At 31.7% G+C, this 15,397-nt stretch carries 15 protein-coding genes; 1 reads left to right on the top strand and 14 read right to left on the bottom strand.

Features of this window, described 5'->3' with window-relative positions:
* Window position 1: 1 nt before the first annotated feature.
* The 9 genes from CVIC12175_RS02895 to CVIC12175_RS02855 form a co-directional block, all read right to left on the bottom strand.
* The gene (locus CVIC12175_RS02895) at window positions 2-2,077 is read right to left on the bottom strand and encodes a RelA/SpoT family protein (RefSeq protein WP_407932385.1); all 2,076 of its coding nucleotides are present in this window, start codon (window positions 2,075-2,077) and stop codon (window positions 2-4) included.
* A 97-nt stretch (window positions 2,078-2,174) separates the two neighbouring features.
* Window positions 2,175-2,393 (bottom strand): DNA-directed RNA polymerase subunit omega, encoded by a 219-nt coding sequence (locus CVIC12175_RS02890; protein WP_086248158.1) that lies wholly within the window; start codon window positions 2,391-2,393, stop codon window positions 2,175-2,177.
* Window positions 2,394-2,405: 12 nt separating this feature from the next.
* Window positions 2,406-3,125: a UMP kinase gene (gene pyrH, locus CVIC12175_RS02885; protein WP_086248157.1), complete on the bottom strand. Its 720-nt coding sequence runs from the start codon at window positions 3,123-3,125 to the stop codon at window positions 2,406-2,408.
* A 90-nt stretch (window positions 3,126-3,215) separates the two neighbouring features.
* A complete protein-coding gene (locus CVIC12175_RS02880; RefSeq protein WP_086315838.1) occupies window positions 3,216-4,415 on the bottom strand; it encodes a murein hydrolase activator EnvC family protein in 1,200 nt (399 codons plus the stop codon).
* Window positions 4,412-5,221, bottom strand: a complete 810-nt coding sequence (locus CVIC12175_RS02875; RefSeq protein ID WP_192940160.1) for an FtsX-like permease family protein — start codon at window positions 5,219-5,221, stop codon at window positions 4,412-4,414. Before CVIC12175_RS02875 ends, CVIC12175_RS02880 begins: the two co-directional genes overlap by 4 nt.
* A complete protein-coding gene (locus tag CVIC12175_RS02870; protein WP_086246678.1) occupies window positions 5,208-5,879 on the bottom strand; it encodes a cell division ATP-binding protein FtsE in 672 nt (223 codons plus the stop codon). Before CVIC12175_RS02870 ends, CVIC12175_RS02875 begins: the two co-directional genes overlap by 14 nt.
* Entirely contained in the window at window positions 5,864-7,039 is a 1,176-nt protein-coding gene (gene trmB / locus CVIC12175_RS02865) for a tRNA (guanosine(46)-N7)-methyltransferase TrmB (protein ID WP_086302442.1), read from the bottom strand. The genes CVIC12175_RS02870 and trmB overlap by 16 nt, the downstream gene beginning before the upstream one ends.
* Window positions 7,039-8,256 carry a fibronectin type III domain-containing protein gene (locus CVIC12175_RS02860; RefSeq protein ID WP_086302443.1) on the bottom strand — a complete coding sequence of 406 codons (1,218 nt, stop codon included), beginning with the start codon at window positions 8,254-8,256 and terminating at the stop codon, window positions 7,039-7,041. Before CVIC12175_RS02860 ends, trmB begins: the two co-directional genes overlap by 1 nt.
* Window positions 8,186-9,166 (bottom strand): RluA family pseudouridine synthase, encoded by a 981-nt coding sequence (locus CVIC12175_RS02855; protein WP_086256787.1) that lies wholly within the window; start codon window positions 9,164-9,166, stop codon window positions 8,186-8,188. The genes CVIC12175_RS02860 and CVIC12175_RS02855 overlap by 71 nt, the downstream gene beginning before the upstream one ends.
* A 53-nt stretch (window positions 9,167-9,219) precedes the next feature.
* Here CVIC12175_RS02855 and CVIC12175_RS02850 point away from each other — a divergent pair, with 53 nt between their 5' ends.
* Window positions 9,220-10,326, top strand: a complete 1,107-nt coding sequence (locus CVIC12175_RS02850; RefSeq protein ID WP_086302444.1) for an FtsW/RodA/SpoVE family cell cycle protein — start codon at window positions 9,220-9,222, stop codon at window positions 10,324-10,326.
* Here the strand turns inward: CVIC12175_RS02850 and CVIC12175_RS02845 are convergent.
* From CVIC12175_RS02845 to CVIC12175_RS02825, 5 genes are all read right to left on the bottom strand, one after another.
* Window positions 10,323-10,877 carry an SCO family protein gene (locus CVIC12175_RS02845; RefSeq protein WP_086248152.1) on the bottom strand — a complete coding sequence of 185 codons (555 nt, stop codon included), beginning with the start codon at window positions 10,875-10,877 and terminating at the stop codon, window positions 10,323-10,325. The two genes, CVIC12175_RS02850 and CVIC12175_RS02845, sit on opposite strands and share 4 nt — an antisense overlap.
* A 120-nt stretch (window positions 10,878-10,997) precedes the next feature.
* Window positions 10,998-11,567 carry an elongation factor P gene (gene efp / locus CVIC12175_RS02840; RefSeq protein WP_086246684.1) on the bottom strand — a complete coding sequence of 190 codons (570 nt, stop codon included), beginning with the start codon at window positions 11,565-11,567 and terminating at the stop codon, window positions 10,998-11,000.
* 11 nt (window positions 11,568-11,578) lie between these two features.
* Window positions 11,579-13,162, bottom strand: coding sequence for a phosphoglycerate dehydrogenase (gene serA, locus CVIC12175_RS02835; RefSeq protein WP_086255410.1), 1,584 nt, complete (start codon window positions 13,160-13,162; stop codon window positions 11,579-11,581).
* Window positions 13,159-13,647, bottom strand: a complete 489-nt coding sequence (locus CVIC12175_RS02830) for a hypothetical protein (RefSeq protein WP_086315837.1) — start codon at window positions 13,645-13,647, stop codon at window positions 13,159-13,161. The genes serA and CVIC12175_RS02830 overlap by 4 nt, the downstream gene beginning before the upstream one ends.
* A 7-nt stretch (window positions 13,648-13,654) precedes the next feature.
* Window positions 13,655-15,325 carry a 30S ribosomal protein S1 gene (locus tag CVIC12175_RS02825; RefSeq protein WP_086255412.1) on the bottom strand — a complete coding sequence of 557 codons (1,671 nt, stop codon included), beginning with the start codon at window positions 15,323-15,325 and terminating at the stop codon, window positions 13,655-13,657.
* Window positions 15,326-15,397: the final 72 nt, after the last annotated feature.

Here is a 15,397-nt window from a genome sequence, read left to right as displayed (position 1 = left end):
CTTAATTTTTATATGCATCACTTAGTGAAGTAAATTCAGCTATTTTATAGCGATCTTTTAATCTATCTTTAATTACCGAACTATCTAAATTTTCACTTAACTCTATTACCACATCAAAATAATCAGCAGCAATCAGATCATCACTTTCGCTAAGTGTAATAGTAACTAAATCAACATTTAACTTAGCAAGATAGGTTAAAAACTCAGCCAAACTTCCACGCTTATTCTCAATACTTACAATTACTTTATATCTATGCGGAGCGTTTCTTGTCCATTTGACAAAGATCATTTCTTCTTTATCACTCATGAGTTTTGCAGCTCTTTCACATAATTTATGATGAACTGTAACATTGCTACCATTTCTAAAACCTATAATATCATCGCCGCGTTTTGGATTACAACAATAATCAAAATCTACGCTTTTAATAGTATAATTTGAATATACTACAATATTATCAAATTTTTGCTTTTTAATCTCATGTTTGTCGCTAAATTTAAGTGAAAATAGCTTATCTTTTTTGGAGTGAGTATCTAGAATTTGAACTATCTCTTTTAAATAGACTGAATCAGTAGCAATTTTTGAAATTTTTTTAGTTAAACCCTCTTGTTCTAACCACTCTAAAATTTTAACCTCTGTAACATTAAATATAGCAACTAAAATATCAATAGATACTTGATAATTAATATCTCTTAGCTTTTGACGGCAAAAACTTCTAATAGTCGCCCTAGCCTTACCAGTTTTTACGCTATCTAGCCAACTACATCTATATTTGGCCTCATCTCCAGTAATAATACGAACTATATCTCCATTTTTGAGTTCAGTAAGCAATGGTACTTTTATTCTATTTATATAGGCTTCTTTAGCGTGCAAACCAACCTCAGAGTGAATCTCATACGCATAATCCAAAGCCGTAGCGCCTCTAGGCAAAGTAAATATCCCACCTTTTGGCGAATATACCGCTATATCTTCCACATATAGGCTATCTTTGGCATACTCATATAGATCTTCGATACTCTTATCATCGCTCTCTTGAGCCTTGATATCGCTTAACCAATCAAGCTTAGGAGAAACCAAACCACCACTTTTATATTTCCAATGAGCTGCAACTCCATACTCTGCTGTTTTATGCATATCAAATGAGCGAATTTGAGCCTCGATAATAGTTTTATTATCAAAAATTGTCGTATGGATCGTTTGATATCCATTTTGTTTTGGTAAAGCTATATAATCTTTAAATCTAGATATTAAAGGATTAAAATTCATATGTATAATACCAAGAGCCAAATAACAATCTTTTGGATTATGAACAAGAATTCTAATAGCTAAAAGATCCAAAACCTCCTCTAGACTAATTCCCTTTCTTTGCATCTTTAGATATATTGAATAGTAGTGTTTAATACGCTTTTGAATAATAAAATTATCTTCAGAAAAGCCGTGAGCGAGGAGCTTTTCGCTTACTTTTTGGCTAAATGAGTTAATTTTAAGCTGAAGCTGCTGTTTATGCTCGTTAATATATGACTCGATTCCAGCATACTCTTTAGGCATAACATATTTAAAACTTAGATCTTCTAATATATTTTTAATAGATGAGATACCAAGTCTATGGGCAATAGGTGCATAAACTACAAGAGTCTCTTCTGATATTCTTTTTTGCTTTTCTGGTTTTAATACACCTAAAGTAAGCATATTATGAAGTCTATCACATAGCTTGATAATAAGTACCCTAACATCTTCTATTGATACTAAAAGCATCTTTCTAAATGTTAAAGCTGAGGCTGCTAGCTTCTCATTAGAACTAGAACTAATAAGTTCATTTTCTCTAATTGCTACAATCTTTGTAAGCCCACGAACAAGCACAGCAACCTCTTCGCCAAATTCAAACTGCAACTCCTCTTCACTACACTCAGTATCCTCTACTACATCATGCAATAACGCAGCAATAAGCATACTTTCATCGCCACCCATATGCGCTACAAATGAACAGACTAAAATCGGGTGTATCGAGTACGGCTCACCACTTTTTCTAAACTGCCCATCATGCAACCTAATGCAATAATCAACCGCTTTAAGTAGCATACCAGTAGGCTTAGCTACTGAGTATAAAACATCCTTTGCCGATTCTATGCTTTTAGCACAGATAACATCATCAATAAGCTGCTCTAAAAGCTGCTCGCTATCTATTTGATTCAACGATTCCCTCTAAAGCGATCTTCCCTTGTGCTATCTCTAAAAGCGCAATATCTGTAAATTTCATTTTTTGAGCATTCACTTCTACTAAAATTTGAGCTCCGTTTGCTATAGCTTCAGCTCTTTTTGCTACTAAAAGTGCTAGTTGGTATCTATCATCACCCACAGCCTCTAAGGCTTTAGCAGCTATTTCTTCTATTCTCATTATTACCCTTTCTTATAAATTTTTAACTATTGAACAGTTAGTATAATCACCATTTGCAATTTTTAATAGATTTCCATCTTCAAACATATTGCAAACTACAATTGGCAATGAATTATCTTTAGCTAATGCTATAGCTGTATCATCCATAACTTTTATGTTATCTTCCATAGCTCTTTCATAGCTTAACTCATTTAGTAGCTTAGCATCATCAAATTTCATTGGATCTTTATCATATACTCCATTTACTTTTGTAGCTTTTATTATCATATCAGCATCTATCTCAATAGCTCTAAGAGTTGCAGCAGTATCAGTGGTAAAAAATGGATTTCCCGTCCCAGCAGCAAATATTACAACTCTTTTTTTCTCTAGATGTCTTTGAGCTCTACCAGTAATAAATGTCTCACATATTGCTTCCATCTTAATAGCACTTTGAACCCTTACATCTAATCCTGAGTGCTCTAGTGCTTCACGCATAGCAATCGCATTAATAACAGTAGCTAGCATACCCATATGATCGCCACTTGTTCTTTTAATTATGCCGCCCTCAGCAGCACTTACTCCACGAATTATATTACCACCGCCAATTACAATACCTACTTCAATACCGCTATTTACTAGTGCCTTAATCTCTCCAGCAATATATCTTAAAATATGAGAATCAATCCCAAATCCATTGCCACCAGCGAGTGCTTCACCAGAAAATTTAACCAAAATTCGCTTATTTTTATTCATTACAATCTCCATAAAATTTGGCAATTATATCTAAAACAAATTAAAAAACGCATTAATTAGCAAGACTAATTATGACTAAATTTAAATTAATCACTTCATAGCAATTAGTTCAAGTGGATTTATATGATAATTTTTCTGCGTTACTTCAAATGTTAAATCTTGCTTTACCCTTCCAATTACATAGCCTTTTTTAATCTTTTGACCCACTTTTATAGTCGGAGCAATCTTATCAAGATGAGCATAAATAGTATGAATTCCATTACTATTTTCTACTATTACAACCTTATCAAGTATTGGTGTTTGCTTAGCAAAGACAATTGTTCCAGCTAATACATTTTTAACCCTAGCATCAGTTGTATCTGAGCGTAGCACAACTGATTCATTGAAAATTTTAATATTATAAACTGGATCAACATAATCACCAAATTTTTGTTTAACACTAAATTTATCCAATGGCGCGATAGTTTTAGCCCCATTATATCGCTTTACATTTCCAGCTTGATAGCTTGAGCCTATCATACGCACATCATCGCTTTTTACTGTATTTTTGGTTTGGGTTTGTTCTTTAGGCTCTTCTTTTGGTTTTGCAGCTAAGATTTGCAAACTCTCAAGAGTCTTTCGCATCTCATTTTGCTGTTTTTTAATATCATTTAATTTTTTAGAGTAAATAACCTTATCTTGATTTAAAATTTCTAAATTCTTTTTTTGCTTGGTTTGCAAAGCTTTTAAAGAGGCTTGTTTTTGACGAAATTCTCTAAGGTCAAATTTAATAGACTCTATCTTTTTAGATTGAGATTTTATCAAATTTGTCGTTTTTTCATAATCTTGAGCAAGCTTTTTAAATTCGCTATTCATCACACTATTTAAATTTAGCAAAATTTCAGTTGCAATAATGCTATCTTGACTCTCGCTATAATCATTTGGAGCAACAAGATCATAAGCAAAATCCTCGCTTATAATCTTAATCATTCTAAGCTCCATATCTTTTTGACTCTTAATAAGCTCGCCATTTTGACTTGTAAGCTTATCAAGTTCGACATTGGCACTATGAGCGCTATCTTCTAAGGCTTCAACTTGCTTGGATAATTCACTGATTTGTTTAGCAGTATTTTGAACATCTTTATTACCAGCGATAATATCTTTAGCTAACTCTTCAAGCTTTTTATTGATTTGATTTTCAAGCTTTTTAGCTGAATTGATGCTATTTTTTTGATCTTTAATCTTTTCTGAGACATTAGAAGCAAAAAGCGTGCAAAAAATAAGAGTAATAAATAGCAAAAACTTCATCATCTACGCCTTGAAAGCAGCATAACAAGGCTAACTGCAATGATAGAAATTCCAATTGATGCACTAAATAATATACCTGCATCATTTAATAAATTTAAATTTGGTTGATCAAACCCTACAGCAAAAATTGCACTTTTAAAGCTTGGAAGAGCAGGAAAAATCGCATAAAATATCACAACTAATGTAGTAGCTATAACACTATCTATAATTGCTAACTTATAAAGCATAGCCGATTTTAACCAATATGGTGCACCAAAAAGTGTCATAATCTCAACTCTTCTACGATGTTCATAAAGCCAAATTTGCATCTGCTTAAACACTAACACAAGCCCTAAAAGTCCTACTAAAATTACAAAACACTCAGCTACATTTTTAGACAAAATTAGCATATTATAAATTTGGTCATGTGTTTTAGAAAAGGTCTCAACACGCTTTATGCCTTGCATTTTGCTCAAATTTGATTTAATGCTAATCATTGTATCCTTAGATGGGAATTTAGTTAATTTAAGCGAGTAAAACTTTGGCAATATGCTGCTTAATACAGATATATTTTTAGCAGATATATCATTTTTTAAACGATTTAAAACTAAATTTGCATCTAGTGTGCTTAAAGAGGCAAATGCCGGTACAATCGGAATTAACGCATTATCATTTAACTCTACTTCTGATACAATTATGATATTATAATCATTTGCCATTTTTAACTCATAATCTTTTACAAATTTGCCAAGCATCAAACTAAACTCAATAGCAAAAAGCAATATCAAAAGTGGAAAAATAACACTAATATGGCTCTTAAATGATCTCATTTATCTCTCCATTGGATAGCTCAAAGTGACGATAATGCATTCTTAATCCTGAAGGAATTTTATGTGTTACAACTACAACACAAGTTCCCAATCCCTCTTTTGCAGACCTAAGAAGAGACCAAATAACATCACTAGAATAATCATCTAAACTACCAGTTGGCTCATCGCATAAAAGAAGCTGTGGATTATGTGCTAATGCCCTTGCCATCGCAACTCTTTGCTGTTCTCCACCACTTAATTCTAAAGGAAATTTATCAGCTTTATGAAGCAAATTTACATGATTTAGCAATTTTGCAGCCTGTTTTTTGCATACACTTTGATTGTAGCCCTTGATTATTAGCGGTAACATTACATTTTTTTCTACATTCCACTCATTAATTAAGCGAAAATCTTGAAATATTATTCCAACCCTTTGACGAAGAAGTGCTAAACTTGATCTATTAATACCCTTTAATTCACTCAAGCATACATTTAAACTACCACTACTAATATCCATATCTCCATACATCGAGCGAATTAAAGTAGATTTTCCACTACCACTTTTTCCAGTTATAAATACAAAATCATTCACATTTATATTAAAACTAGCACCATTTATAACCTTAAAACTCTTATCATACTCTAAAACTAAATCTCTAGCTTCTACAATGTGACGCATCTTAGCATATCCTCTAAATTCTTGTGAGCTTTAATATTTTCTGGTGTTAAAAGCGGCTTTTTAAATAGATATAATGCGCACTCTTTTGTGATTAATATATATCTATGCTCAGGCCTATAAAATGATCCAAATGCTACTCTTAATAAAGCTGAACCATCACAAAGTATATATATTCTTTCTAAATGGATAAAGTGATCGCTATATTTTATAGTTTTGTTGGCAAAATTTAATTTAATATACTCTAAATCCAACCCATTAAACTCAAATTTAAAATCTAAATCCAACTCATCGCTACTACCATAAAATGAGCAAATCACATCATAAATATTTTTATTTTGTCTTATCCATCTATCTTCATATTTACTTGAAACTTCTAAAAATCTATTTTTATATATCTGTATATTTGCATCATTTAGATCCATAAAACAGCCAATAGTATAATCGCTATACTCCCTATCATCGCTTCTTAACTCAAATGTTCCACTATCTTTTATAACTCTTTTAGCTTCTATGGCAAACTGAGGACTTACTACGCGTCTCATTTTGCTTTTGCCCCATGGAACTGGAAAGTGCAAAAACAACCTATCTATACTATTTGATCGCAATAAACTCATTACAAGTCTAGCATCTAAATTTAAAAGTATAATATTTTTAAGCTTATTAATTCCAGCTAAATTTTCTACTTGCAAACAAGCTGGTTTATAAACCTCAATACCGATAATTAACGTATCAGGATTCTCTTTGGCTTGATAAAGTAGATGCCTACCACTACCAAATCCAATCTCTACAAAAATCTTTTTATATTCACAATTTTCAAGCCTATTTACAAGCTCATCACTGCTAATTATATAATCACTTTGATTACTATTTTTAGACTTTTTAATAGCTGTTGCTTGACTTATAACTTCACAAGCAAAAAGCTGTTTATAAGCCTCTAGTGCTCTTTGTACAGCTTCGAGTTTGGCTGGTCTAGATAATTTATCGCATTTAATTACATAATTATTAGCGCGTCCTTTTACAACTAGACAAAACTCACATCCTAAAGCCTTAGTATAAACTAGCTTCTCATCACCATTTAGAGCTTCCCAGATAAACTCTACTCCATCAAATGAAGCTGGAAGCTCTATATTTTTTAAATTCTTAGCTACAAAATTTGGCATTATTTAGTTATCACCACTGCTTTTTTACTATATTTAGACTCTATTCCATACTCATCTATGGCTTGAATCTTATATGTATATTCTACGCCTCTTTGGATATTAAAATCACTATAACTTTGACCAACTACATCATATATAATATCTTGGCCTTGTTTGCTTGATTTAGTAATTTTATATTTTACTGCCCTTGAATCACTACTAATATTCCAGCTAAGTTCTATTGCTGAATCATTAAATCTAGCATAATTAAATACTGGCTCTTTAGGTGCTGATAGCGTAGAGCCTACTACTGGGGCGTTTTGACGCGGACTTTCTAATCCATCTTTATCTACAGCTGTAACTTTATAATAATAATTTACTCCATTATCATTAACTAAATCTTCATAAGCTACATCTATAGTTGTAGCAATCTTTGTCATAGGAAATATCTCATTAGTTGCACGATAAATTGCATAGTGATCAAAATCTTCGTTTAAATTTGGCTCCCATGTTAGTAAGATTTTTTTAGGTAAATTTACACTAGCATTTAAATTCATTACCATATTTAGTAAGGCTTTAGCTTGTGCATCAACTACCTTGCTAGGTGCTGAAACTATGCCATTGCAAGTTTTTACTGAAATTCTATATCTATAATTTTGTCCAGCTTTTACATCATTATCTATATACTCAACATTTAATCTACCATTAATACGGGCTACCTCATGCCAACGATCGCTAGATAGTGAGCTTTTTTCTAATATATATGAGGCTACTCTAAGATCTGGATGCGGACGCCATAAAACCTTTATTTTATTTGGCAAACCATAAATAGCTTGAATAAATGATACTGACTCAATTAATGGCTGAGTAGAAGCGCTAATTCTTTGTCCTTCTCCTGAGATATTGCCTAACTCATCATATGTTCTAAGCTCGTAAAGATACTCAGTCGCAGGAGCTAGATTACTATCAACATAGTGAGTAGTAAATTTATCATTAAGTTTAGCAATTACATTTAAATGGTGATTATCATTTGGATTTGAGCGATATAAATAGTATCCGCTAATATTAGCATCAGCCATCAATGGCCATTCAAAAGCAATCTCAGTAATATCGCTAATAGTTTTTAACCCACTCATTGTAGGTAGATCTGGATTTATCTGTGTAGTCTTAGTTGCAATACATCCAGTAAGAACTATCCCTAAAGATATCGCACAAGATGCTAGGCGTAGTACTCTCATCTACTATCTCCTTATTAACTTCTTTGCCAATTAATTCATAAAACTCATTAGGCAAAGGGGCTTTAAATTCCATAATTTGATTACTTCTAGGGTGAATCAATCTTAAAATATAAGCATGTAAAAAAATTCTGCTTATTCTATCACTATTGCTCTTAAAACCATATAAATCATCTCCTAAAATATGACGATTTATGCTTGCTAAATGCACTCTAATTTGGTGAGTTCGTCCAGTAAATAGCTTAGCAGCAATTAAATTTACCCTTTTATTTTGAGTTGTTAAAATATTGGCAAATGCTGATTTAGCCGACTTTGCTCCACTTACTATAGTATTTTTTAGTCTATTTTGCGGATGTCTTCCAATTGGTCTATCAATTATGCAATTTTCTTTAAGCGGTAAATCACAAAGTGCTAAATAAATTCTACCCATATCTTTACTACTTAGCTGAGAGCTTAGACTTGCGTGAGATTCATTATTTTTAGCTACTACCATTACTCCACTTGTGCCTTTATCTAAACGATGAACAATTCCAGCTCGCTCAACACCTCCTATGGTTGAGAGGGTGTAATTTTTTTGTTTTAGCCACTCTACAAGCGTAGCCTCTTTTACACTTGGTGCTGGATGAACAGTAACGCCAATTGGTTTATTAATAACTAAAATATCGCTATCTTCATATAAAATTTCTACATCAAACTCAGCTTTAAATTCACTTTGAATTTGAGTTGTTTGTGGCAAGATAAAGCTAATTTTATCACCTAAATTTAGATTAAATCCAGCTTTTGTTACTACTTTATCATTTACGCTTACATTACCACCTTTAATTAAGCTTAATACTTGATTTCTTGAAATCTTAAGATATAATGCTAATTCTTGGTCTAATCTTGTGCTTTTAGAGGATATAAATTCAGTCAATATTAACCCTTTTTTAGCTAGAATTTTAGCCAATTTTTGCTTAGGTTTAAATTTTGATACTACTAGATAAGAGAATTTTTACACATTTTGACTATGTTCAACCAGCGCTTATACTGCCTATTATCTTTCTTTCATATAGCCTAATCAACGAAGCAAGCGACCTATTATCTGCTAAAATGATAGCATATTATATTATTGGATTTGGGGCGTTTATGCTATTTTTTCTACTGCCAATTCGCAAACTTGAATGGCTCATTCCATCAATTTATTGGGTTAATATTATCTTGCTACTAAGTGTTGAGTTTGTAGGCGTTAGCAAACTTGGTGCTCAAAGATGGATTGAGATTCCATTTATTAATTTTACTATTCAGCCAAGTGAGATTATGAAACCTGCTTTTGTATTGATGCTAGCATATTTAATCAAAAAAACTCCACCAGATGAAGAAGGCTATAATTTAAAACAATTCTTAAAGCTTAGTATTTATATCTTACTTCCATTTATTTTGATATTAAAAGAACCAGATTTGGGAACTGCTCTTATGCTATTAATTACTGGCTATGGAGTGTTATTTATAGTAGGCGTTAATCGCAAAATTTGGATTAGTATAGCACTATTAATTGGTATATTATCGCCAATTTTATATGAAAATCTACACGACTATCAAAAAAAGAGAATAGCCGACTTTATAAGCGAAAAACCAAGCTATCAAGTAAGGCAAAGTATTATAGCAATCGGCAATGGCGGAATAACTGGCAAAAGCATTGATGAGGCTACACAGACTAAATTTAAATTCCTACCAATTGCTACAAGTGATTTTATATTTGCCTACACTGTTGAGAGATATGGATTTATCGGTGGTGCAGGACTAATTATGCTATATGGCTTTTTGATTATGCACCTTTTAAGCTTAAATTATAAGCTTAAAGATGAGTATTTTATCAAGGCTGCAGTAAGTGCTGTGGCACTTCTAATCTTTATCTATGTAAGCGTAAATATATTTATGACTATAGGTTTTGCGCCAGTAGTAGGGATTCCGTTGCCGTTTTATAGCTATGGTGGAAGTAGCTTTATAACCTTTATGTGTCTATTTGGGATTTTACAAAATCTATTGACCTTTAGATTTGATAAGACCAATAGATTTGTTAAGATTAATTTTTAATCTTTAGTTAGCTCTAAAATCTCTTTTTTAATCTCATCTTTGGTTAAATTTGAGATCTCTTTATAAAATTGTCCATTTCTTTTAAATAGATAAACTGAAGAGCTATGAGCTACGCTGTAATCCATAGCCGAATCTTGCAAATTTACAAGTTCATATTTTGCATTATAATTTTTGGTTACTTTTTTTAGCTCACTATCTTGCATTTTTAAACAAACTGAATTAGCATAAAAATATTTAGCAAATTCATCACACTCTTTTTCATTATCTCTTTGAAGATCAAGCGTAACAAATAAAATCTTAATCTTATCATTAAGTCCCATTTCATCAATTACTGATGATAAAATAGTAAGAGTTGATGGGCAAATATCAGGACAAAATGTATATCCAAAATATAAAATCTTATACTCGTCTTTAAAGCTTGTTATATTGACTTTGCCAATAGTACTATTAGCATCAAAATTATACTTAGCAATTTTTAGCTTACTATCAACTAAAAAATAGGCACCAAAAGCTAAAATTAACAACAAAACTCCATATATCAATCTTTTCATAGATACCCCTATATTGATAAATTAGAGTTAAATTTTATCTAATAAAATATTAAAATAGTATAAGTTTAAAATAAATTATAAGAAGCTCCTTGCAAAAAGTTTTGCAAGGAGTAAGAGGTATTATTTATTTGCTCTTTCGATATACTCTCCACGCACAGTATCAACACGAATTACCTCGCCTTCTAGTACATGAAATGGTATTTGAACTACAGCACCGCTTTCTAAAGTGGCTGGTTTTTTATTGCTTCCTTGAGTATCGCCTTTGAAATTTGGCTGAGTTTCAATAATCTTAAGCTCAACAACTTGCGGAACCTCTACGCCAATTGCTTTACCATTATGGAATAGAATTTGAACCATCATACCATCTATCATCCATTTTTTCGCATCACCAATATCCTCATCAGCTATTGCTACTTGCTCATATGATTCAACATCCATAAATTGACAATACTCACCATCATCATATAGATATTGCATCTCTTTTTCTACTAAATTTGGAGCCTCACATTTATCGCCGGCATGGAAAGTTTTTTCTAATACTTTACCATCAATGAATGATTTAATTTTTACGCGTACAAATGCTGCGCCTTTTCCAGGTTTTACATGTTGATACTCAACAATTTTATAAGGCTTTCCATCAAGTTCAATTTTTAAGCCTTTTTTAAGGTCTCCCATAGAGTATGTTGCCATATTTTCTCCTTTTAAATTAATACCGCATATCTAGCCCATACACATGCTTCAAGTGCATTTAGTTGATCTAGAATATCTTTTTGAATATCTTCATCTACTAGTATAACTGCTAAAGCAAAACCATCATTGTCTCTACCTAGTCTAAAATCAGCAATATTAATCTTAGCTTTAGCTAAAATACCACTAATATCACTAATAACGCCTGGGATATCGCGGTTTTTAAATACTATCATTCTGCCTTTTGGTTTAAAATCAGTCTTAAATCCATTTACGCTTACAATTCTTTGTTCTGTTTCGCTAAATACAGTTCCGCCCACGCTTACAGAGTCTTCATCTGTGATAAGTTTAACTGTTAGCTTGCTTTTATATCCACTTGCTGGAACTACATTTGTAGATACTTCGATACCTTTTTCAGATGCTTTTAAAGTAGCATTTTCATAATTTATAGTATCCCCTAATACATCTTTTAACGCACCTGCAATAGCAAATGATAACATCGGTTCAGCATAGTCTGATACTTCGCCTTCAAGCTCTAATCTAATAGCTTTAATCTGTTTTTTGCCAATAAGTTGAGATGCAAAATACGCCATCTTAGGTAAAAGCTCTGTATAAGGTGCTACAAATGGAGGTAGATCCTCAACCTTAACAGGTAAATTTAAAGCATTTGGATAGCAAATGCCTCTTGCAGCGCTAATAGCTTGTTCAGCTGCATCAATAGCGATATTTTTTTGTGATTCATATGTATTAGCACCTAGGTGTGGAGTAGCGCTTACATTATTTAAATCTAGCAATGGATGATCATTTCCTGGCTCTTTGACAAATACATCTATACCAGCATAAGCGATCTTACCGCTTTTTAAATTCTTATAAAGCGCATCTTCATTATATAAGCCACCACGAGCGCAGTTAATAAGTCTTACACCATCTTTCATTTTGGCAATTTGCTCTTCATCTACCATATTTGTAGTCTCTTTATTTTTTGGTGTATGAATTGTAATAAAATCACAACCTAAAATATCATCAAAATTAGTAGTATATGTAGCTCCCATATCAGTAGCTTTGCTAGGATCAATATATGGATCATAAGCTATAACTTTCATACCAAAAGCAAGACTTCTATATGCTACTCTAGAGCCAATATTACCAAAACCGATAACTCCTAAGGTTTTGCCATAAAGCTCATTTCCATACCATTTTTCACGTTTCCAAACACGATCTTGTTGTAGATCATTTACAGAATTGATATAATTTCTAGCACTATTTAATAGGTGACACATAGTCATCTCTACAGCTGCAATTGTATTAGCTGTAGGTACATTCATAACTATAATTCCCTTTTTAGAAAAGCCATCTATATCTACATTATCTACACCCACACCAGCACGAACTAAAGCTTTTAGCTTAGTAGCTGCATTTATAAATTTCTCACCACAATCAGTTGAACTACGAGTGATAGCTACATCAGCTTCACCTAAAATATCTAAAAGCTTATCTTTTGGCATATCTACAGCATCGATAACCTTTATATCATTTTGAGCGTTTAAAATCTCAAACCCTACTGGATGAATAGCATCGCATACTATAACTGTTTTCATAGGTTAATTTCCTTTAAAGTTGTATGAATATTATATTTTTTTAGTCCATTAACTACATCTAAGGCTATATCTTTATTATCTGTATCTATATAAATAGTAGCTATATCACCATTTTTTACTACGGTGAAATTTAAATTAAAATCTTTAAAAACCCTATTTATACAAAACATAGAATAAAAATCACATCTATTAATAACTAATATATACTGTTTAGAAGATTTATTGTTTGCAAATGTTTTCTTCTCTTCTATATTAATTATCATTAAATTTGTAGGTAAAACAGAGCTATTATTTTTAAACTCTGCAATCTTTTCAAGCCAATTATCAGATTTTTGGTAATTATATTCTAAATTTACATTATTATTAGTAGTCCAAACAAATGGTGAAGATAGCCCTAAATTTGCATAGACAAAAAGGGCTATAAATCCACCAAAAACTACTACAAATATAACAGCTAAAATTAGATAAAGGCTGTTAGTTTTCATAACTTAATTATGCTAATTGCTCTTTAATAATATCACCAAGTGTCATTTTATCATCATCATTGATCTCATTTAAGACTTCACGCTCTTTTTGTTTAGCTAATCTTTTTACACTTAGGCGAATTCTATTTTTTTTCTCATCAATAAAAGCAATAGCAGCTTCTATGCTATCTCCAACTTTTAAAGAATCAATATCAAGCGATCCAATATCTTCTTTACGGATTAGCGCATCTACATTGCCATCTAGGCTTACAAAAATACCAAAATCTTTAATATCTCTTATAGTTCCATTAACAATATCGCCCACAGAGTGAGATTTAGCGTACTCCATAGCTGGACTAGCTTTTAAATCTTTTTGACTTAGAGATATTTTTTGCTCTTTTGGATCAATTTTAATTATTTTTACTTCTACTTCATCACCAGCTTTAAATATATCTTTACATTTATCATTGCGATCCCAAGAAGAATCTTCATTATGCAATAATCCTTCTAAGCCGCCAACTCTAACAAAAGCACCAAAATTAGTCAATGTAGTTACTACACCTTTTACCACATCGCCCTCTTTAAATTTAGAGCTAAACTCATCAAATGGTTTTGGCAATAAATTTTTAAGGCTAACTCTTAAACGGCGACTAACTGGATTAATCTCGATAACTTCAACATCTAGTTCTTCATTTTCTTTTATAAATTCTTTTGGGTTTTTAATATTTTTATCCCATGAAATTTCACTAATATGTAAGAATCCTTCGATATCATTACCCAAATCAACAAAAGCACCATAAGGCTCAATATTGCTTACAGTTACCTTAATTGTATCACCTACTTCTAGGCCATCTTTAATCTCATCCCAAGGATCTGGAGTAGCAGCTTTAATAGATAAAGATAGATGTTTTTTCTCATTATCATATTTAATAATTTTTACATCTACTTTATCACCCTCTTTATATAAAGTATTTGGATTTACCGGACCTTTATAGCTAATTTCACTATAATGAACTAAGCCATCTATACCGCCTACATCAACAAACATACCATATGTAGTGATTTTTTTAATAGTACCTTCTATTACATCTGTATTTTCTAAAATTGCTGATACTATCTCTTTGCGTTTTTTTCTATCTTCATCAACTAGTTTTTTGCGTGATACAATGATACTTTGATCATCTTTATCAATTTTGATCACTTTAACTTTAAAGCTCTTATTCATAGCTTGATTTGAATCTTTAAATCCACTTTGTGATTTAGGCATAAAAAACTCAATACCTTCATCATTAACAGCAACAAAACCACCCTTATTTTTTGATATAATTTTTACATCAAATATATTTTCAGCATCTTCATTGAAGTTATCTATGAACGCTTTTACTTTCTCTTTTCTAAGAGCTTTTTTATGCGATACACTAGGTCTACCATTTCTAGAGCCAGTTACTGCTACTTTAATACTATCACCAATGTTAAATAACAAATTTCCATTTTCATCGGTAATTTCAGATATACTCATTACACCTTCAGATTTTTTGCGTACATCTACATATACTTCATCATCTTTTATATTAACGATGACACCATCGCACACAGTAGCCTCTTCACTTTTTAAAGACTCTTCAAACATAGTAGCAAAATCTTCTTCTAGATCGATTTTGTCAATGTCATTATGAACGAATTTTTTCGCCTCAGCCATCTTGTTCCTTTTATCTATAGATTTTCTTTCTGCTTTACAGCATTTAAGTGCTAAATTTTACCTTTTTTTAGC

The sequence above is a fragment of the Campylobacter vicugnae genome, assembly GCF_002139875.1.
Taxonomy (GTDB): Bacteria; Campylobacterota; Campylobacteria; order Campylobacterales; family Campylobacteraceae; genus Campylobacter; species Campylobacter vicugnae.
Note: the sequence above shows the minus strand (reverse complement) of the source record. Positions and strands in the feature narration are given on the sequence as shown.